The sequence below is a fragment of the Paenibacillus sp. JZ16 genome (assembly GCF_015326965.1).
Taxonomy (GTDB): Bacteria; Bacillota; Bacilli; order Paenibacillales; family Paenibacillaceae; genus Paenibacillus_AQ.
Map to the genome: position 1 here is coordinate 2784492 of NZ_CP017659.1, position 21098 is coordinate 2805589.

Annotated in this window: 19 protein-coding genes and 1 pseudogene; 5 read left to right on the top strand and 15 right to left on the bottom strand. The window is 51.2% G+C overall.

What is annotated here, in order from left to right; genetic code table 11:
* Window positions 1-142 precede the first annotated feature (142 nt).
* From mdh to citZ, 3 genes are all read right to left on the bottom strand, one after another.
* Window positions 143-1084: a malate dehydrogenase gene (gene mdh / locus BJP58_RS12520; RefSeq protein WP_113057492.1), complete on the bottom strand. Its 942-nt coding sequence runs from the start codon at window positions 1082-1084 to the stop codon at window positions 143-145.
* Window positions 1085-1098: 14 nt separating this feature from the next.
* Entirely contained in the window at window positions 1099-2391 is a 1293-nt protein-coding gene (gene icd, locus BJP58_RS12525; RefSeq protein ID WP_071218070.1) for an NADP-dependent isocitrate dehydrogenase, read from the bottom strand.
* A 144-nt stretch (window positions 2392-2535) separates the two neighbouring features.
* A complete protein-coding gene (gene citZ, locus BJP58_RS12530; protein WP_194544193.1) occupies window positions 2536-3648 on the bottom strand; it encodes a citrate synthase in 1113 nt (370 codons plus the stop codon).
* A 376-nt stretch (window positions 3649-4024) separates the two neighbouring features.
* Between citZ and ytvI the strand changes: the two genes are divergently transcribed.
* Window positions 4025-5143, top strand: a complete 1119-nt coding sequence (gene ytvI, locus BJP58_RS12535; RefSeq protein ID WP_194544194.1) for a sporulation integral membrane protein YtvI — start codon at window positions 4025-4027, stop codon at window positions 5141-5143.
* Between the two features lie 107 nt (window positions 5144-5250).
* Here ytvI and BJP58_RS12540 read toward each other — a convergent pair whose 3' ends face one another.
* The 8 genes from BJP58_RS12540 to BJP58_RS12575 form a co-directional block, all read right to left on the bottom strand.
* Window positions 5251-5643, bottom strand: a complete 393-nt coding sequence (locus tag BJP58_RS12540) for an FxsA family protein (protein WP_194544195.1) — start codon at window positions 5641-5643, stop codon at window positions 5251-5253.
* Window positions 5644-5647: 4 nt separating this feature from the next.
* On the bottom strand, window positions 5648-6157 hold the full coding sequence (locus BJP58_RS12545) for an acyl-CoA thioesterase (protein WP_194544196.1): 510 nt from the start codon (window positions 6155-6157) through the stop codon (window positions 5648-5650).
* A 102-nt stretch (window positions 6158-6259) separates the two neighbouring features.
* Entirely contained in the window at window positions 6260-7687 is a 1428-nt protein-coding gene (gene pyk / locus BJP58_RS12550) for a pyruvate kinase (protein WP_071218065.1), read from the bottom strand.
* A 120-nt stretch (window positions 7688-7807) separates the two neighbouring features.
* A complete protein-coding gene (locus tag BJP58_RS12555) occupies window positions 7808-8791 on the bottom strand; it encodes an acetyl-CoA carboxylase carboxyltransferase subunit alpha (protein WP_194544197.1) in 984 nt (327 codons plus the stop codon).
* Entirely contained in the window at window positions 8791-9684 is an 894-nt protein-coding gene (accD, locus tag BJP58_RS12560) for an acetyl-CoA carboxylase, carboxyltransferase subunit beta (protein WP_071218063.1), read from the bottom strand. Before accD ends, BJP58_RS12555 begins: the two co-directional genes overlap by 1 nt.
* Before the next feature lie 92 nt (window positions 9685-9776).
* Window positions 9777-9965, bottom strand: a complete 189-nt coding sequence (locus BJP58_RS12565; RefSeq protein ID WP_006212044.1) for a hypothetical protein — start codon at window positions 9963-9965, stop codon at window positions 9777-9779.
* A gap of 156 nt (window positions 9966-10121) precedes the next feature.
* Window positions 10122-10616, bottom strand: a complete 495-nt coding sequence (locus BJP58_RS12570) for a phosphatidylglycerophosphatase A family protein (RefSeq protein WP_194544198.1) — start codon at window positions 10614-10616, stop codon at window positions 10122-10124.
* 146 nt (window positions 10617-10762) lie between these two features.
* A complete protein-coding gene (locus BJP58_RS12575) occupies window positions 10763-14488 on the bottom strand; it encodes a DNA polymerase III subunit alpha (RefSeq protein WP_194544199.1) in 3726 nt (1241 codons plus the stop codon).
* Between the two features lie 178 nt (window positions 14489-14666).
* On the opposite strand from BJP58_RS12575, the pseudogene BJP58_RS12580 reads away from it, so the two are divergent.
* From BJP58_RS12580 to BJP58_RS12590, 3 genes and pseudogenes are all read left to right on the top strand, one after another.
* Window positions 14667-14992 (top strand): annotated as a pseudogene (locus BJP58_RS12580) (YtrH family sporulation protein).
* A 3-nt stretch (window positions 14993-14995) separates the two neighbouring features.
* Entirely contained in the window at window positions 14996-15499 is a 504-nt protein-coding gene (locus BJP58_RS12585) for a sporulation membrane protein YtrI (RefSeq protein ID WP_113057501.1), read from the top strand.
* A 137-nt stretch (window positions 15500-15636) separates the two neighbouring features.
* The gene (locus BJP58_RS12590; RefSeq protein ID WP_194544200.1) at window positions 15637-15948 is read left to right on the top strand and encodes a YtpI family protein; all 312 of its coding nucleotides are present in this window, start codon (window positions 15637-15639) and stop codon (window positions 15946-15948) included.
* Window positions 15949-16030: 82 nt separating this feature from the next.
* Here the strand turns inward: BJP58_RS12590 and BJP58_RS12595 are convergent, their stop codons facing one another.
* The 4 genes from BJP58_RS12595 to BJP58_RS12610 all read right to left on the bottom strand — a co-directional run bounded on the left by BJP58_RS12595 (window position 16031) and on the right by BJP58_RS12610 (window position 19564).
* On the bottom strand, window positions 16031-17365 hold the full coding sequence (locus tag BJP58_RS12595; RefSeq protein WP_194544201.1) for a DRTGG domain-containing protein: 1335 nt from the start codon (window positions 17363-17365) through the stop codon (window positions 16031-16033).
* A gap of 178 nt (window positions 17366-17543) precedes the next feature.
* A complete protein-coding gene (locus tag BJP58_RS12600) occupies window positions 17544-17831 on the bottom strand; it encodes a hypothetical protein (RefSeq protein WP_076324342.1) in 288 nt (95 codons plus the stop codon).
* A 138-nt stretch (window positions 17832-17969) separates the two neighbouring features.
* A complete protein-coding gene (locus BJP58_RS12605) occupies window positions 17970-18317 on the bottom strand; it encodes a YlbF/YmcA family competence regulator (RefSeq protein ID WP_071218055.1) in 348 nt (115 codons plus the stop codon).
* A gap of 80 nt (window positions 18318-18397) precedes the next feature.
* Entirely contained in the window at window positions 18398-19564 is a 1167-nt protein-coding gene (locus tag BJP58_RS12610) for a DUF445 domain-containing protein (protein ID WP_194544202.1), read from the bottom strand.
* A 137-nt stretch (window positions 19565-19701) separates the two neighbouring features.
* Here BJP58_RS12610 and BJP58_RS12615 point away from each other — a divergent pair, with 137 nt between their 5' ends.
* Window positions 19702-21096 (top strand): YheC/YheD family endospore coat-associated protein, encoded by a 1395-nt coding sequence (locus BJP58_RS12615; RefSeq protein ID WP_194544203.1) that lies wholly within the window; start codon window positions 19702-19704, stop codon window positions 21094-21096.
* Window positions 21097-21098: the final 2 nt, after the last annotated feature.

Genomic DNA, 21098 nt, shown 5'->3' on the forward strand with positions numbered 1-21098 from the left:
TCCAAAGTCGTTAGTGTGATTTTTATTACATTAAGTTCATCGTCTCTTATTATACTGGAGAGATCATCCAAAGAAAAGCAATCCCGCCCCGAATCACGGGACGGGATTGCATTATTAGACGATTTTGTGAATCCTGATTCAATTACAGGGTCACGACCGAGGTTACATTACGTACGGATTCCGCAGACTTATCGAGCGCCGCTTTCTCTTCGGCCGTCAGCTCAAGCTCGAAAATTCGCTCAATGCCGTCTCCGCCAAGAATGGCCGGTACGCCCATGAACAGATTGTCATAACCGTACTCACCCTCCAGAAGAGCAATAACCGGAATGATCCGTTTTTTGTCCTTCAGAATCGCTTCCGTCATTTGTACGAGGGAAGCAGCCGGCGCATAGTATGCGCTGCCGTTACCCAGCAGGTTCACGATTTCGCCGCCGCCAACTCGGGTACGCTGCACAATCGCTTCAATGCGCTCAGCCGGAATCAGCGTGTCGATCGGAATGCCACCCACGCTGGAGTAGCGAACGAGCGGAACCATGTCGTCGCCATGACCGCCAAGTACGAATCCGCGGACGTCCTCAACGGATACGTTCAGCTCTTGCGCGATGAAGGTGCAATAGCGGGCCGTATCCAGCACGCCGGATTGGCCGATAACGCGGTTCTTGGGAAATCCGAGCGTGTTGTATGCCACATAGGTCATGGCATCCACCGGGTTGCTCAGAATGATGACCGTGGCGTTCGGTGCGTGACTCTTCACATTCTCGCATACGGATTTCACGATCCCTGCATTGGTATTCACGAGGTCATCGCGGCTCATGCCCGGCTTGCGGGCTACACCTGCTGTAATGATTACGATATCGGAATTAGCTGCATCTTCATAGTTGGATGTACCGACTATGTTGCTGTCAAATCCTTGAACGGGACTTGCTTCGAGCATATCCAGCGCTTTACCTTTTGTCGGGTTCTCGAGCTGTGGGATATCCAGCAGCACCACATCACCCAATTCTTTTTGAGCAAGCATCAGGGCGGTAGTCGCACCTGTGAAGCCAGCACCTACTACCGTAATCTTTTTACGAGTAATTGCCACGATGAATCTCCTCCTTACAGGTTTTTAATGATTTCGTCTGCGAACTCGGAGCATTTCACTTCCGTAGCGCCTTCCATCAGGCGGGCGAAGTCATACGTTACGGTTTTGTTGTTGATGGACGTTTCCATGCCTTTGTAGATCAGGTCAGCCGCTTCCTGCCATCCGAGATGCTCAAGCAGCATGACGCCGGAGAGGATAACGGAACCAGGGTTTACTACGTCTTTGTCTGCATATTTCGGAGCCGTACCGTGAGTCGCTTCGAAAATTGCATGTCCTGTTACATAGTTGATGTTAGCACCCGGAGCGATACCGATACCGCCAACTTGTGCAGCCAGCGCGTCAGACAGGTAGTCCCCGTTCAGGTTCAACGTCGCAATGACATCAAAGTCGGTTGGACGAGTCAGAACTTGCTGCAGCGCGATGTCGGCAATCGCATCTTTAACGATGATTTTGCCAGCTTCTTCAGCCGCTTTTTGAGCCGCATTAGCTGCATCTACGCCGTCTTTCTCCTTGATGATATCGTATTGTGCCCAAGTGAACACTTTATCGCCGAATTCAGCTTCAGCCACTTCGTAACCCCAGTTTTTGAAGGCACCTTCTGTAAATTTCATGATGTTGCCTTTGTGAACCAGTGTCACGGATTTGCGGCCATGCTTGATCGCATACTCAACCGCTGCACGTACAAGACGCTTGGAACCTTCGGAGGATACAGGCTTAATCCCGATACCGGACGTTTCAGGGAAGCGGATTTTGTTGGCGCCCATTTCGTCTTGAAGGAACTTGATCATTTTCTTCACTTCTTCGGAGCCTTCTTTGTACTCAATACCTGCGTAGATGTCTTCCGTGTTCTCACGGAAAATAACCATGTCAACCAGCTCAGGGCGTTTTACCGGAGACGGTACGCCGTTGAAGTAACGAACAGGGCGCAGGCAAGTGTACAGGTCCAGCTCTTGGCGAAGGGCAACGTTCAGGGAACGGATACCGCCGCCGATTGGCGTTGTAAGTGGTCCTTTGATAGCAACGATGTACTCGCGAATCGCTTCAAGCGTATCGTTCGGGAGCCATTCACCGTATGTATTGTATGCCTTCTCACCGGCAAATACTTCATACCAGGCAATTTTCTTGGAACCGTTATATGCTTTTTCTACTGCTGCATCCAGGACGCGCTTGGAAGCTTTCCAGATGTCACGGCCTGTGCCGTCGCCTTCAATAAAAGGAATGACAGGGTTGTTAGGCACCTGCAGGGTTCCGTTATCAATCGTGATTTTCTCGCCTTCAGTTGGTAATGCGAATTTTTCCAATTTCATGAGTATGAGTTCCTCCTTCGAATATGGTTCTTGTCTCTAGCCATTTCCAAAATACTCGCGTGAATAGGCACAGAGAAACCCGCCACCCGCGATTCACTCACGTTTGAGCGGTTCTCTAGCCTATTGTACATGATTGCCAGCCACTTAGCGAAGTTCTATCGGCACATATTTTTGGTCGGTCATCCCTGTATACTCTGCGCGCGGGCGGATGATACGGTTGCCTTCATACTGCTCAAGAATATGCGCGGTCCATCCGGATACACGGCTGATGGCAAAAATCGGCGTAAACAGTTCATGCTCGATGCCGAGCTGCGTATAAACCGATGCGGAATAGAAATCAACGTTCGGCTTCAGCCCTTTTTGGTTGGTAACCGTTTCGTCGATCAGCACCGACATGTCGTACAGCGTGGTGTCGCCTTTCATTTCACCAAGCTCGCGCGACATTTTTTGGAGATGCTTCGCGCGCGGATCGCCGTTTTTGTATACGCGGTGTCCAAAGCCCATTATTTTTTCACGGTTGTCCAGCTTCTCCTGAATGTAAGCCTGGGCCCGATCGATCGAACCGACTTCGTTCAGCATCTTCATGACGGCTTCATTCGCGCCGCCGTGCAGAGGACCTTTAAGCGCGCCAATAGCGGAAGTAACACCGGAATATATGTCGGACAGCGTGGCTACGGTTACACGAGCAGCAAACGTGGATGCGTTAAGCTCGTGATCCGCGTGCAATACCAGTGCCTGGTCCAGAGCCTTGATTGAAGTCTGATCAGGATCTTCGCCTCTGAGCATATACAGGAAATTCTCCGCGATGGAGACGCCGGCTTTCGGAGCCACCGGCTCTTTGCCCTGACGAACACGGGCGATGGCAGCAATGATCGTTGGAAGCTGAGCTTGAAGTTTAACCGCTTTCTTCTCGTTCGATTCACGGCTCATATCGTCGCCTTCGGCGTCATACAGAGCAAGCGCGGATACAGCCGAGCGAAGCGCAGCCATCGTATTGGTATCCTTCGGATACAATTTGATCTGCTGGATAAGCTCATCCGGAATGGCAGCATAGTCGCTCAAATCTTGTTGAAGGGCCTTAAGCTCTTCGGCATTTGGAAGCTTTCCGAACCAGAGCAGATAGGCTACCTCTTCAAAACTTGCATGTTCTGCGAGATCGTCAATATCATATCCACGGTAAGTCAGAACGCCATCGACGATCGAACTAATCGCGGAGGTGGTAGCTACAATGCCTTCCAAACCCTTGGTAGCTGTCATGCAACATCTCTCCTTTATGATCGGGATAAACTGAACTATTTTGACATTCATGAAAACATTTTCATGAAGTCGGATAAAAAAGAAAAACGCGAAAAAAATTGCTATGGTCCTAGTCACAAACCTTCTCATATCATACTGGATTTTGTCTGATATGTGAACATGAGCAGCGACATTCGCCGCATCAAATTGTTTTATCGACACCATAAACATTTTTTTGAAATCACTTACAATTCCATTATACCTGTGATAATTCTCATTGTCGAATCATGAAGACAAGCCTTTTCCAACTCTTTATCCTTATATTGAATCTCCTTGCATACGTATAGGAATGAGCGTTTCTGCTCGTCCCTGAAGTGCTGCAAAGGAGTGTGATTGTTTGGAACGATTGATGCTCAAGCGTTTTGGCCGGGGAGTGTGGGTGCTGTCTTCCATCTTCGTGATCGCCTATTTGATATATGTACTGCTGCCGCTGCTTTACCCCTTCCTCCTGTCCTGGATCATCGCTTATGCCATGAATCCTTGCGTCCGCCTGCTTCAGCGGAGTTTGAAGCTGCCGCGGTGGCTCGCTGTCATGTTGTCCCTGCTGCTGTATTTCGGAGCGGCTCTGCTGATTCTCACGGCGGCTGTCACGAGACTGGTCAAGGAGCTTATTATCCTGTCCCAGTCCTTCAATCTTCATATTGATGCCTGGATGGAATGGCTGACCGCATGGACCCAGAATGATAGCTTCCAGAATATCATCAATGAGATTAGCCGGTTCTATCAGAACAACCCGAATTATCACGATACCATCAATCAGAACATTACCCGCACGACGCAAACGATTGGCACGGCCGTGACCGACCTCGTTACCGGTATTTTTAACGGAATTCTGCAAATTATTTATTACCTGCCCAACTTGGGCACGATTCTCATTGTGGTTTTACTGTCCACGTTCTTTCTCAGCAACAGCTGGGAGCGCCATAATCGCGCGCTTATCCGCATCCTGCCCGACGTCATTCGCAAACCCATGATCTATATTTTCACGGATCTAAAAAAAGCGTTGTTCGGATTCGCGAGGGCCCAGCTGATTCTGATCTCCATCACGGCCCTGATCGTCATGATCACGCTTTATGCGCTCGGGGTCGATTCCGCCTTCTCCATCGGTCTTCTGATCGGCTTGGTGGATCTCCTCCCCTACTTGGGCGTCGGCATCGTTCTGATCCCCTGGTCGCTGTATGCCTTTATGTCGGGCGACCTGACGCTTGGCATCGGACTAACCGTCCTGTACAGCATCATCCTGATCGTCAGACAGATTATGGAGCCCAAGGTGCTCGCCAGCAGTGTGGGACTGGACCCGCTCGCCGCCCTGCTGGGCATGTTCGTCGGGCTCAAACTGTTCGGCATTCTGGGACTGATTTTAGGTCCAGTGTCGCTTGTCATCCTGGATGCCTTTCACCGGGCCCACGTATTCAAGGACCTAAGGAATTATATTATCGGAGGCAGGTTCAGATAGCAGTCGGACGAACTCATGGGAATTGCCGATTCCTGATATTTCCTCGTACTCCATAAATAAATAGACCGGCCCATGATGGGCCGGTCTTATGGGTGATCCTGCTTGTATTATCTGCGAAAGATCGTAATCTTGCCGTTTTTCATATTTTTCTTCATCCATTTCAACAGCAATATCCGATACAGCGGGCGAGTCAGCGGAAATATCAGCGTAAATCCGATTATGTCAGTTACAAAGCCCGGCAGAATAAGTAGCACTCCACCCGCAAATATACATAGGCCGTCGGCCATGGAAGCACCCGGAACCATGCCTGAGTTCATTCTCTGCTTGGCATCTTCCATCGCTTTGCGACCTTCGAACCTCATCATGGCCACGCCAACCGCAGAGGTTAGCAGTGTCAATAGCAAGGTATTCATGCCGCCCACGCGATCCGCAACAAACTGAAAGCCGAATATTTCAATAGCAGGCACGAAGATCATCGCTGCCAGCAACCATTTGAACATGAAGCTACTCCTTCCTCCCCCAAAGGGTGTCCCTCAATGCATCATACAGCTTTGGCGCGCATTTATCCAGTCGGGCCGGCTTCCACTCTCTATTCAGCCATACATGACGGGTCGCGCCGGCCGTTAACAAGGAACCGGGAAGCTCGGATTCGGGAGACAGATCCATCGCCTCCAAATCTGCCTGCTCCTGTTCGCTTAACAAACGGACCTCATATTCATAGTGTATTCGAAGCGGGGAGAAAGCAGTCATTCTGGTAAACACCGTTACAAGATCATCATACCGCGCAGGCTGACGGTACTTGATATCAAGATCAACCACCGGGAGGAGGACACCTTCTTCTTCCATTCCGCGATACGTAAATCCCATTTCACGGATCATTTGGGTACGTCCGATCTCGAACCAGTTTAAATAGTTCGCGTGGTATACGACACCCATTTGATCGCTTTCCTGGTAACGCACCCGAAATGACGTCCAGAACCAGCGGCTTAGTGTCGGTACGGATGGTTTAGGCATCAACATCACCCCTTATCTATGCAAAAAGCAATGGTCGACAGAATCATCGTCCATTGCTTATATGCTGCTATATTCAGAATCCAACGGATTCTTGACGTTGTATTACTTCTCCTGTGGAATTTGATCCACTTTCAGGAGGTTGGTCGAACCGGAACGGCCCAGTGGCACGCCTGCTGTAATCACAACAAGATCGCCTTCTTTCACGAGACCGGACTTCACGCCGCCTTGCAGCGCGTAATCAAACATCTCGTCCGTAGAAGAAGCCTGTTCGCCTTTAACCGGCGTTACGCCCCAAGTCAGTGCCAAACGTCTCAATGTTCTGTCTTGAGTCGTGACGGCGACGATAGGAGCCTCTGGACGGTATTTGGATACCATGCGAGCTGTTTGACCGGATTCCGTGGACGAAATGATGGCTTTGGCATTCAGGTCAAGTGCCGAGATCGCAACGGATTGGCTGATTGCTTCGGTAACGCTGGTATCTTGAGCAATACGCTGCTTCAAGAACATTTCACGGTAATTCAGCGCGGATTCCGCTTTCTCAGCGATACGGGACATAGTCAATACGGATTCTACAGGGTATTTACCTGCAGCCGTTTCGCCGGACAGCATGATCGCATCGGTACCGTCAAAAATCGCATTGGCAACGTCACTTGCTTCCGCACGGGTAGGACGTGGGTTGCGCTGCATGGAATCCAGCATTTGCGTAGCCGTAATAACCGGTTTGCCAGCCAGGTTACATTTTTCGATCATGCGTTTTTGAACCAATGGAACTTCCTCTGCCGGAATCTCTACGCCGAGGTCGCCACGGGCTACCATCAAGCCGTCGGATACTTCGAGGATTTCATCCAGGTTGTCAACGCCCTGCTGGTTCTCGATTTTGGAGATGATTTGGATGTGCTCGCCATTATGCTTCTTCAGCAATTCGCGAATTTCAAGCACGTCACTTGCTTTACGAACGAAGGAAGCGGCAATAAAATCGATGCCCTGTTCGATCCCGAAAATGATATCGTTGGCGTCTTTTTCCGTAATGCCTGGGAGAGAAATCGCGACTCCCGGTACGTTTACACCTTTTTTGCTCTTAATGGTTCCGCCATTGACGATGCGGCATCTGATTTCGGTGCCTTGAATCTCCACCACGGTCAGACCGATCAGACCGTCATCGATCAAGATCGTGGATCCGACTTGAACATCTTGCGGCAACTCTTTATAAGTAATGGACAAACGATTCTTATCACCAAGGATTTCCTCGGTAGTAAGGGTGATATATTCATCTTGTACAAGCTCAATCGGTTCCACTTCAAGTTTGCCTGTACGGATTTCCGGTCCTTTGGTGTCAAGCAGGATCGCTACCGTTTTGTTCAACTCTTCGCAAGCTTGGCGGATGTTCTTGATCCGGTTGCCATGCTCCTCGAAGTCGCCGTGAGAGAAGTTCAGACGAGCCACGTTCATGCCGGCCATAATGAGCTTCTTGGTGTTTTCCAACGATTCACTGGAAGGACCGATGGTACATACAATTTTTGTTTTGCGCATTTGGGTTTCCTCCGTTTATTAAAGGGTTCTCTATATCTCTTTTTCCAACAACTAAATCTACTACAAAAAGTCTAATTTGTATAGGAACTTTGTCATATCGTCACATACTCATCAGAACTTTTACATAATCACGTCTTCCTGTTCCGCTTTCGCAAAATCGAATTCGCCGATCTTGCGGAATTTGCGGTACCGGTCTTCCTTCAGCTCGCAGGCATCCATAACGGATAGTTCTTTCAGCTGGCTGATCAGTGCGCTTTGAATCGCGGCGGCCGTCTCTTCATAGTTTCGGTGCGCACCGCCCTTAGGCTCCGGTATAATTTCCTCAATGACTTCCATCTCGAGCAGGTCCTTAGCAGTGATCTTCATGGCTTCCGCAGCCTGATCCGCTTTGGATGCGTCCTTCCACAGAATGGATGCGGCGCCGTTCGGTGAAATGGCAGAGTAGATAGCATGCTCAAGCATCAGGACACGATTGCCTACAGCCATCGCAAGAGCACCGCCGCTTCCACCTTCGCCGATGACCACACAAACAATAGGCACCCCAAGTGACGACATTTCCCGTAGATTACGAGCAATCGCCTCGGACTGACCTCTTTCTTCTGCTGTATTACCCGGATATGCGCCTTTTGTATCAATAAACGTGATAATAGGACGCTTGAACTTGTTCGCCTGCTGCATAAGCCGCAGGGCTTTACGGAAGCCTTCCGGATGCGGACTTCCGAAGAAACGCGCAATATTGTCTTTCGTATCCTTACCGCGCTGCTGACCGACCACCGTGACGGGAACACCGTCAAGTTTGGCCAAGCCACCGACAACGGCAAGATCGTCCCCGTAGAGACGATCTCCATGCAGCTCGATAAAATCCGTAAAGATCAGCTGGATCAAATCAAGCGACGTCGGTCGCTGCTGATGACGGGCCAGATGCATTTTCTGGGAAGGCGAAATCGAAGAATAGATTTCTTCCTCCAAGCGACTATATCGTTCTTCCAGGCGGGCGATTTCATCCGTGAAATCGATCCCTTTTTCCTGTCCGAATTGTTTCAATTCATCGATCTTCTTGCGCATTTCGGCAAGTGGCATTTCAAAAGGCAATTCGCCTGACATCAGAATCCCCCTTTCACGGTATGCATCTCCAGCAGCTTACCAAGCATGGAGCGCATATCTTTCCGATGAATAACCATGTCAAGCTGACCATGCGCCAAGTTGAACTCCGCTGTCTGGAAATCATCCGGCAGCTTCTGGCGAATGGTCTGTTCAATAACGATACGACCCGCAAAACCGAATACGGCTCCCGGCTCGGCAATATTGATATCGCCAAGCGTCGCAAAGCTGGCGGATACACCGCCGGTCGTCGGATCCGTTATCACTGAAATATAGAGCCCGCCGAGCTCGTTAAACCTGGACAAGGCTGCGCTTGTTTTGGCCATCTGCATCAAACTGAGAATGCTCTCCTGCATCCGGGCGCCGCCGGAGGTGGAGAAAATAATGAGCGGTAAACGCTTGTCCGTCGCAAACTCGATCGCTCGGGTGATTTTTTCCCCGACGACGGAGCCCATGCTTCCCGTGAAGAAATCAAAACTCATGACAGCTACTACAACAGGCTGGCCGAGAATCGACCCTTGACCGGTAATAACCGCATCATGAAGACCGGATTTCATCTTCTGCTGCTCGAGCTTGGCCGCATATCCCGGAAACTTGAGCGGATCCACCGAGATCATATCCGCATCAAACTCTTCAAAGCCTGTCTCATCCAGGGTCATGGCAATCCGTTCTACCGCGTTCAGGCGCATATGATGTCCGCATTCCTGACACACTTTCAGATTCTTCTCAAGCTCTTTGCTGTATTGAATGGTGCCGCACTTAGCACACTTATTCATCAGACCTTCCGGAATTTCCCGTTTCGGGCGTTCGCCTTCCTGAGGCTGCCCTGCTGTCCCAAGTCGTTCCGATGGGATCGTTGCGTATTTCCTTTTTTTCTGAAACAAGTCTTTAAACACAACTACACCTCTCCAGCCGTAAATTTGAATGGCCGCCGCAATAGCACATCGCCGATCCGTACGCTAAGCTTCGCTATGTAACCCAGATGAAACTAGGGGTGCAATATCGAATTCAACACTTCCTGTACTTCCTCAAGCTCTCCGGAGGGTACCAAAATCTCAAACTGCTGTTTGGAAAGATTCACAGGACGGCTTTGAACCAAAAAACCTTCTTCCGTTAGCCTGGTCTTGATCATTTCCGCCACCTTTGCAGTTGGCGCAATATAGATTACCGTCCACATGCCTTTCAGATCCCCCTAATCTCGTCCCACAGGCATATCCTGAGCCGATATAATGGATAATGATAACATACTTCAGTTTTTACCTCAACAAAGAGAGCAGGGGGCTGAAAGCCAAATCTATACCCTCAGGCAGCCATTCGACACCGCTCGCGCAAATCAGTCAGAACCCGCGGTATAATGCGCCGCATCAGGATTGTTATGCGCGATGCGCGAGGAAGCGGCAGCGGCGATGCCTGCAACGAGATCATCCAGAAACACATGGATCCCGTCCGACTTTTCATTTAATATCTCGATTACACCCATTTTTTCCTTGTCCAGGTAACCGAAACTGGTCAGTCCTATCATGCCATAAATGCTCGTGACGCCAAGCGCCATGGTCTCATCCACTCCGTAAAGCGGTTCGTCTTGCTCCATAATCGATTGCAGCGGCTCCGGCAGCAGCTTCTTCTCGGCCAATTCATCCAGCGCAATGCCTGTATACAGCGTATACTGCACTTCGCGCTTGCCGAGAACGGCCCGGACGCTTTCTTCACACTGCTCGATGGTTAACTTCGGATGATAACGCTGTTGAAGCTTCAACACAATATCCGCGATGGAGCTTACGCTGACTCCTCTGCGGCTGAGCATGCTCTCTGCCAAGTCCATTGACATCACAAATCCCCCCCGCGTCTTTGGCCGCGCTCCTTCAATCCTTCTCTATCATGAAAGAGCCTTCTTCATGCGAGTACTCGGCCAACATTACCTGTAGTGTCCTAATTGTATGCGGGAGGGATGCGAAACGTTCTTAAATTTTCATGTTACTTCACTTTAACGGTGTCCTTGCCCAGCATGCTTTCCATTTCGGCAAAAAGCTCTGTGGAAGGCTTGATTCGATAAGCTTCGCTAAGCGCAAGCACCTTCTGGCTTCGCTCATAAAACAGCACCGTTTGCACATGCCCCGGATGCTGCTGCAGGAGCTCTTTCAGCTTCACCAGCAGCTCCGATTGCTCCGCATCGGCCGTTATTTTCACAAACACACGCTGCTCAGCCTTATGATTCGATACGACGGTACGAGATTCCTTCTCGGGCGATAGGCTGCCACCCGACGCCTCGTTTCGGATAGAGGTCGAATCCTGTCCACTCCGGGCGGCAAGCCGCTCCGGATTCTGGACTGCCGATGGATTACCGGCCGAAACTGGCTGGATGCCGGCGCCCGATTTACCACTACGGCCGTTATTCTCTCCGCCGGATCTTCCTCTGCCGCCCGCTGCTCCCCGAACCTTGCTCCGGTGAACCAGTTGACTCAAGGTTTGCGGCTCAAGCGGCGCGATTTCTTCGGCCAGCAGCTTAAAGCCTTCGTCCTGCAGCTGAACCTTCGCGCGGATCGCCAGCAGCGCGCCTTTTTCAATCAGATGCGCGCTTCGCTTCCACACTTCAGGAAAGAGAACGACCTCACAGCGCTCAATTTGATCCTCGCACTCCATGAAGGCCATCGCCTTTCCCTGTTTCGTCGTAATGGTCTTCAGTGTAACCACCATACCGGCAACCGTAGCCATCGATTCATCTTCCGCTTCATGGAGATCCATTAACCGATCAGCTCCGGACTCCGTCAGCGTATCTTCGAAGCCGTCCAGCGGATGGCCGGACAAATACATGCCCAGCAGCTCGCGTTCGAATTCGAGCTGCTGACTTGTGGTATATGGCGGGATGTCCGGATATTCGATGTCCCAATTCGTGGTTTCCACGAAGTCGAAGAGCTGAATCTGGAGATCATCCCGTTCCTTTCTCCACTTCACGGCCGCTTCGACCGTTTCGTCCAGCATGGCAACCAACTGGGAACGGTGTCCCTGCAAGGAATCAAAAGCCCCTGCCTGGATAAGCGACTCGATCACGCGCTTGTTGCATACGCGGAGGTCTACCCGGCGGCAAAAATCGAGCAGGCTTTCAAACGGCTTTTCACGCCTGATCTCGACGATATTCTCCACTGCCTGCGTGCCTACGTTCTTGATCGCGGCTAGCCCGAATCGGATTCCGCCTCCGGCCGGACGTTGGCCTTCATTATCACCGCCCTCGGCAGCAGAACCGCTCATGACCGGGGTAAAATACGTTCCGCTTTCGTTGACGTCCGGCGGCATGACCTCGATGTCGAGGCGCCGTGCCTCCAGCACGTATTCGGCTACCTTCCGGTGGCTGCCCATAACGGCCGTCAGCATGGAAGCCATGAACGGAACCGGATAGTGCGCCTTAAGATAAGCCGTCTGGAAGGCCAGCACGCCGTAAGCGGCGGCATGCGCACGGGGAAATCCGTAGTTCGCGAACCGGACGATCATATCGTACACGCGGTTGGCCTCATCCTCGCTATAACCGAGCTTGAGACTGCCTGAAACGAAATGGCTCCGCTCCCGGTCCAGTACTTCGCGCTTCTTCTTCGACACCGCTCTTCGCAGCAAATCCGCTTCCCCGAGCGAGAAGCCGGCCATCGTCGAAGCGATCTGCATGATCTGCTCCTGATAGACGATAATGCCGTACGTATCGCCTAATATCGGGATCAGGTCCGAATGGGGATACTCCGGCTCAATCCGGCCGTGCTTGGCTTGAATGAACTTCGGAATAAACTCCATGGGACCCGGACGGTACAAGGCATTCACGGATACGATATCCTCAAACACCGAAGGTTTCAGATCCTTCAGCACCCGCCGGATGCCCGCGGATTCAAGCTGAAATACGCCCGTGGTATCGCCGCGTCCCAGCATCTCATACGTCAGATGATCGTCATCCGGCACTTGTTCGAAATCGAGTGTTCTGCCGGTCAATTCTTGAATCCATCTCAGGGTACGCTCTATGATGGATAACGTCCGCAGACCCAAAAAATCCATCTTGAGCAGGCCCACGCTCTCCAGATTCTCCATGGAATACTGCGTCAGCGCCGTCTTCTCGCTCCCTTCCTGCAGCGGAACCGCATCCGTCAGCGGATCGCGGGAAATGACAATGCCTGCTGCATGCGTCGAAGCATGACGGGGCATGCCCTCAACCTTCATCGCCATATCGATCAGCTCGCGCACCTTCGGCTTCGTCTCGTACTGCTCCTTCAGCTGCGGGCTTTGCTCCATCGCTCCCGCGATGCTGATGCCCAGATGGTTAGGGATCAGCTTGGCCGCCTTGTCCACATCCCCGAACGGCACATTCAGCGCACGTCCAACATCTCGGACGGCCGCCCTTGCCGCCATCGTACCGAACGTAATAATCTGGGCGACATGCTCTTTCCCGTATTTATCCACCACATAATCAATGACCTCTTCCCGGCGCTCGTCACTGAAGTCGATATCAATATCCGGCATCGTTATCCGCTCCGGATTCAGGAAGCGTTCAAACAACAATTTATATTTCATCGGGTCCACATTCGTAATCTGAAGGGTGTAGGCCACCAGGCTGCCCGCCGATGAACCCCGGCCCGGTCCAACCGCGATGCCTTGCCTGTGGGCATAGGCGATAAAGTCCCATACGATCAAGAAATAATCGCTGAAGCCCATGTTCTCGATGACGCCGAGCTCATAGTTCAGTCGCTGCTCCAGCTCGCTGCGCTCTGCTTCATCCTGCCACCGCTCCGTATTCCCGTAACGTTCTTGCAGACCGTTCAAACAGAGCTCCCGCAGGTATTCGGCTGCATTCTTCCCTTCCGGTAGCGAGCTGTATTCCGGCAAAATCGACTTGCCGAATTCCAGCTCCAGGTTGCATTGGTCCGCAATCTTAGCCGTATTCAATATAGCTTCAGGCACATGGGGGTATAATCGCTCCATGTCGCTGCCGCTCTTCAAATAGAGCTGATTCGTCTGGATCTGCAGCCTATCCTCATCTTCGACCGTCTTTCCCGTGCCGATGCAGATCAGGACGTCCTGTACCTCGGCATCGCTCTCGGTCAGATAATGCACATCGTTGGTCGCAACCAGCGGAATGCCGGTCTCGCGGCTAAGCTGAATCAGCTGGGGATTCACGCGTTTCTGCTCCGGAATTCCGTGATCCTGCAGCTCCAGATAGTAGTCTTCTCCAAAAATCGCCTGATAACGAAGCGCGGCAGCTTTCGCTTCCGCTTCGCGTCCGTGAAGCAGATGCTGGGGAACCTCGCCGCCCAAGCAAGCGCTGAGACATATGATGCCTTCATGATGGGCGGCCAGCGCCTCCATATCGATTCGGGGTCTGTAATGGTACCCCTCCAAATGCCCGATCGAGCACAGCTTCATCAAATTGCGATAGCCGGTCTCATTCTTGGCAAGCAGAATCAAATGATAGATCGGCTGATCCTTGCGGCTTCCCCGCTCCTTGCGGGAGCCTGCCGTAATATAGGCCTCGCAGCCGATAATCGGTTTGATGCCTTGCGCCAGGCAGGCTTTATAGAACGGAATGGCACCATACATCACGCCATGATCCGTCAGGGCCAGCGATTTCATGCCAAGCGCCGCCGCTTCCCGCACCAGGTCACCGATACGTGCCGCTCCATCGAGCAAACTGTATTCACTATGCACGTGCAAATGCACGAAAGAGCTCATCGTAACGCCTTCCTTTCGCCGGTACATGTATATTTGAAATCCATCCAGAAATATCTGAAAAAGTCTTTATACCATTTTATCATAATCCCGCTAGGCCCGCCCATAGAATGAAACTAGGGAGTACGTGGACAGGCGTTTGCCATAACATCCACCGAGAGTAGAAAGGAGACATGAGGGCATGAGCGTTTTTTTATCCAAAGCGATCCTGGACTTTTTTATAGCCTTCGGCATCGTGCTGGGGGAGCCATGGTGGGAGGCGTGGGCGCCGTGCTGTCCCTGCAGCCCCCGACCCTGACCATGGTTGAAGTGGCCGACCGGATTAAAATATGGGCTCTTGCGGCCGCGATCGGGGGCACCATTGATCCGATGCGGGTCATTGAAAGCAACGTGCTTGACGGGAATTTATCCCCTGCCATCAAGCAGGTTTTATATCTGGGTTTTGCATTTCTTGGAGCACATATGGGCAGCGAGCTGGTCAAATGGGTGTGCTTCAGCCGGAGCTGAATGATGCGCGTACCTCCAGCCCACCGCTTCCGCCCCTTCTATCAGATCGCATCCATCTTCGTGCTGGGAATGGTTGTCGGCAGCATCGTCTACAATTCGGTTTATCATGCAGCCTACAATAAATTATGGTTAACGAATCAGGAGCAGCAGCTCAAAATAACGCAATACGAAGAAGATATCGAGTCGTTAAAAAAATACAATAAACAATCCACGGTCATCAAGGAAATCAAGATCCGCAGCGAACAAAACGACAGGGTTCCGCTGGATCCCGTCATCATCAAAGAGCTCGTCAGGCTTATGAGCGAAGATCTGGCTGCCCTTCGCGGCCGCAACGTGTTTGATATCGACGCGGACAGCAAGCTGACGCGCTCACTCCTCAGCGACAAAATTTATACCGTCCGCGAGAAAGATTACAAGGTCCAAATCAAGACCATGCTCGTCATGGAAGGCGTGCTGCAAATCTGGGTTAGCGTTGATCATGTGGATGCAAAGTCAACCGGATCATGATACAATACATACTATTGTAAATGATCGAATCTAACATGCTTTTAGAGGTTGTTCAAAAAGTCATCTTTAGATCACGAAGCAGCACATGAACACCACATTGCGAGCATGTTACCGAATATGAAGGAGCCTTCCATTCCATGATAACCGTCATCCACTATATCCTGTATATTATCCTCGTCCTGTCCGTCGTAGCTGCCGCGCTCTATAGCATTCGCGCACGCCGAGTAGCGGATCCCGCGGACCGCGGCATCTATATGTCCATGATGAACCTCTGTATGGGCATTATGCTGGTTTCCCTTTCGCTGGTCTGCATGTTTCTGTTCAGCGGCTCCACGCCGGCTGTCATTGTAGAAGCTGTGTTCTTGGTGCTTGGCGCATTTAATATATTTGCCGGCATAAGAAGCCGCACCTATTACAGCAGACTGAAGAATTCGCGGACGGCCAGCTAAGTCAAATTGAACGGAACAGGGGCATCCCGCAAGGTCCATGAAGACCCGCGGGATGCCCCTTTATTTTGTCCGGAGTTTAACGTTAGCCGTGATCGATCGCCTGCATCGTCATGACCGCTTTTGCAATCAGGTTTGTCTGATGCTGGATCTCGATCTCCATCTTGCAGGTACGGCGGCTGATCTCCAGCAATTTTGGCATAATGACGATCGGATCCTCGATCTGCACGGGCCGGATGAAATACGTCGACAGATGGTCCAGCACATGATCCCAGCCGCTAATATCCTTGGCCGCTTTAACCGCAGCTTGGCTCATGACGGTCGTGAGCACCCCTTGCGAAATCGTTCCAAGTTCTGAAGCCATTTGGGGCGTGATAAAACCGTGAAAGAACAAACGCCCTTCCTCATCCCGATCCTCTGCAATCCCATTCCAGATCAGCTGATCAAACGTCTCGCCAAGCTGAGGCTGGTTTCGTGCATCCCGCAGTGCTCCTAACACTTCTTTACGAGTAACCGTTGCAAGCAGCTTGCGGTTCCGATCCACAATCGGAAGAAAATCGATCCCTTCCCACATCATAATCTGCGCCGCAGATGCGAGCGACGTTTTCATGCTTGCCGTTACCGGATTGCGGGTCATCGCTTTCTCGATCGGCTGAGTTTCGGCGAGCCCTTCCACATCCCGAACCCCGACGATGCCGATGACCCGGTTCCATTCGTCTGTTACCGGATACCGGATTTGCCCGGTCGCCTGTGAAATCCGTTTGAATTCCTGAACGGTGACGGAGTTTTTCAACTGGTGATTCTTCGGCTTATCATGAGCGATATCCTCCACCAGCATAATTTTCTTCTTGATTAATCGGTCAAAAATGGCGCGGTTAATCATGGAGGCGACGGTAAATGTGTCATGCCTGGACGATATAATGGGCAGATACAGCTGGTCTGCCAGCTGTTTCACTTCCCGGCTGGTTCCGAAACCGCCCGTAATCAACACGCCCGCCCCCTGCTCGAGTGCCAGGGAATGGGCATCTTCGCGGTTACCGACAATCATGAGGCTTCCGGCATCGATATATCGAATCATCGCCTCCACCTTCATGGCGCCAATCACGTATTTATGCAAGCTTTTATTAAGCCCTTCCGCACCGCCGAGCACATGCCCTTCCACAATTTCAACGACATCGGCAAACGTAAGCTGCTCGGATATGTTACGCGGCTTCCGTTCCACACGAACCGTGCCGATCCTTTCCTTCGTGACCACGATGCCCAGGCTTTCCGCTTCCTTTACCGCCCGATAAGCGGTTCCCTCGCTGACGCCCATCTCTTTGGCCAACCGTCGTACCGAGATTTTGCTTCCAACCTTCAAACTTTCAATATGTTGAACCAATTGCTCGTGTTTGGTAATCGTATCATCTCGAACGTCCAACTGTTACACCCCCAGAACACTATCTGTACCATACTGTATCTATTATATCACGTCCTATGAAGCTCCCATACCCGTCAGACACAAAAAAACCTCCCCTGAAGGTTAACGGATGGGCGATCCAACCGTACCCCTTAAAGGGAGGTTTTTGTTCGTCACAGCTCTCGCTGTGATCCAACGCTTAATTGGCTTCTTGGCTCTTCTGTTCCTCCGGCCATTTCAATTCCCATTGACGCAATTTCTCCTTGCGGATCTCATCGAGCGCTTTCTGTTTCGCTTCATCTACACCGATAAGGTAATAGAGATGCGAACCGATCACAAGCAGGGCAAATCCTGCCCAGACTGCACCGAACAGCGAAACCCATGAGAACCCGCCAGAGAAAGAAATGCTGGGAAGGGCGTATATCAACATGCCGAGTGCAACCAATAAGTAAGCGGTGTGTTTAAACTTGTTCTTCTTTTTTTTCATTGTAAACGCAGCTCCTCTACTCTCTGAAATCTATATTTCTACTCTATGAGGAGCTTGCGCAATTTATGAGACAAGTTTTTAAAAATGTACCGAATTTGTGTTGAAGTTTATTGTCCGCAGCCTTAAAAAAGGGAACGTCTAGGGTTGGGCTGGACCATACAGATGCTGAAGACTATCCGATATAATCTTGTTCACGTCTTCGATGATGACACTCAGACGGCGCTCAGCGTCGAACAAGCGGCGGATGTTCAGGTTCAGGCTCAGCACCTCAAACTGCTTCTCCATCTTCTCCATTTCGTCCTGTGCCGGCATATCGCCGGACATCATGCGCTGTTGAAGTTCCATCTGGCGCTGTCGGAAGTCATCCAGCATGCGTCTGCTCTCCGGATCTGCATCCACGAGTTTCATAGCAGAGGTAATTTCTTCCACCTCCTTGCTTTCCTTCATCGCTTTTGCCAAATCATGTGCCTTGTCATAAATGTTCATTCGTAATTCCTCCAATATATTCGGCTTAAACGCCGTATTTGAATTCGCCTCTTGCCTTAATCCTTACTCCATCAAAATTCTTATCTCCACAGTATGGTCAGCATGGATTGGAACAATCCGATCACTCCGCCAAGCAGCACCCCAAGCCAGGTGATGGCCCTGAATTCGCGGCCGGACACACTCAGGATGATCTCTTCCAGCCGCTCAATCGGGAACTTCTCCACCTGCTCCTGAACGAGCTGCGGTAAGTTTACAGCCTTCATGGCCGCCGGGATGCTTCGCTCAAGGAAGCCCAGTCCCTTATCGAGCAGTCCAGGCAGAGCTGCTTCGATGGCAGGCATTCGCGGTCCAATCAGCTCGCCTACGCGAAGAGACTCGATTTGCTGAATCCACTTGGACCAAGGAAGCTTGTCATCCAATGTGCGGGAGATCCAAGCGAGGCCCGGCTCACCAGCGGCATGTTCGATGAAATTCCCGAGCGGCATCTCACCGTAATACGACAGCTTTCCTGAGATAATATCCGTGATGGTCTTGCGGATCTTCTCACCCTCCAGCTGCTGAATCAGCATGGGCGTCAGCTTCTGGACCAGTTTATCCTCATCCACAAAGATCGAAGCCATCGTCCCCAAAAATCCGCCTGCCTTATCGATGAGTGAAGAAGCCACATCCGATAGCATAAGCTGCCCCTTCGCGGACAACAGCGTGCTCCTCAGCTCCTTCAGCACAATATCGGCGGCAGCCCCGCTCCAGCCCTGGATCGTTTCCTCGGACCAACCGGGAACAAGCTCCTTCAGCGGCTTTGCCTCTAATCCGTATCCGTGCCATACTGCTGCGGCACCCCGGGCTGTGAGCTGGCGGGCCGATTGTTCGGCACGGACCTTCAATTGCTCCCACTGTTCGGAACTCCATACCTTTAGCGCCAAGTCTTCGAAGCTCAGCTCCGACTGGCTCCATTCCTCCAGCTTCCGATAGAGGCTGTCCTCTATCTTACCCCGAAACACCGGCTTTCGAATAAGCTCCTGCAAGCCCTCGCTTGTCACCAGGTAATCCGAGACCACACGTCCCAACGACTCGGCTATTTCGTCCTTTCGCTTTGGAATGAGCCCTGGCGTGAAGGGTACGCGGCGGCCCAGGATAATTTTTTCTTCACGGGGATGAAACAGCATTTTTATTGCAAAGTGGTTCGTGATGCCGCCAACAAAAGCAGCAACGCACACGTTCACCAAAATAAACAGCCAGTTCTGCATTTTAAGCACTCCTTTTTCCCGAGCAGTACAATCACCAAGGGATATATGTCCTCATATGATGCATTACATGCAATGATCAGATGAAGTCTTTTGTCTGTTCACTTAAGTATCCAGTTGTTGTCGGAAGGAGATCCACCATGCGCAAATCCAAGATCAAATCCAACACCAAATCCAAGATATCGACTCAATTAATCCGCTCAGCCCAGCTTTCGGATAACGATATCAAGCTTGGTGACCGGCTCATCAGACAGCTCCGTATCCCGACAGATTCAAAGGTACAGCTTGCCTTTGGCTCCTTCAAGCAGGAAGTCCGCGTTATCTCAGGAGGAAAATCGAACTCGCTGGCCTTAAGCCCTTCGGTATTCAGCCATTCGGGACTTCTTCCTCGTACCGTCATGAATGTCAAATATTATCCAACGGAAAGAACGCTGAAGCTCGGTCCGCTTATCGGGATCATGGTCAGCCGATATCAACCGGATGAACCTGATAAACCTTTCGGATCAATCTCAGCTTTCTGCCTGGAAATGGTCAACGCGGCTAAAAAACAGGGCGCATATGTATATTTTTTCACACCTGACATGATCGGTTCGAACCCGTCGACACTTGAAGCCATTGCTTATGACGCGGGATGGAAAAAGCTCAGCGTTCCAGCTCCGGACGTCATTAATAACCGGCTGTCTACCCGCAAACTGGAGAATAGTCCTAGCGTACAGCATTTTATGAGAGAAGTAAAATCGCGATTCGGCACCCAAATCTTTAACGAGAAATTTCTCGATAAATCGGATGTCTTCGAGGCACTCGGGCCTGATGTGAAACTGCAGAAATATTTGCCCGAATCCTATTTGCTCAGCGGTTATCCGACGCTCAAAAAAATGTGCGCCACTTATCGGACGGTCTTCCTGAAACCGGTGCGGGGTAGTCTGGGGAAAGGGATCATCCGGATATCCCGCCAAGAGAACGGCAAATATCAAACGATGACCACCTCTCTTGAAGGAAGCAAGAAGAATACCTACTCCTCACTTCCAAAGCTGTTCAGCAGCTTATCTGGGAAAATAAAAAAAACGCGTTATCAAATTCAGCAAGGGCTGGATTTGATCCGCATCAACCGGCGAAACGTTGATTTTCGCGCGCTTGTTCATAAAGACAAAAACGGCAAGTGGGCAGTGACTTCGGTCGTGGCCCGTATTGCCGGCGGAAACCATTTTGTTTCCAATCTTGCCAGAGGCGGTACGCTATCTTCCGTCAAGGACGCACTTGCCATGAGCAGTATTCCGTTAAGCTCCAAACAAACAGCCCCCGCCCGAATGAATCAAGCGGCGCTCGATATTGCTCATGGACTGGAGGCTGCCATTCCCTATCATTTCGGGGAGCTCGGCATTGACTTGGCAATTGATACGGCTGGCCGCATTTGGCTCCTGGAGGTCAACTCCAAGCCGTCCAAAGGTGAAAATGCACCGCTGAATGCCGACTCCAAAGTAAGACCGTCAGCCGTCCGGCTCGTTCAGTACTGTCAATACTTGACGGGGTTCTAAAA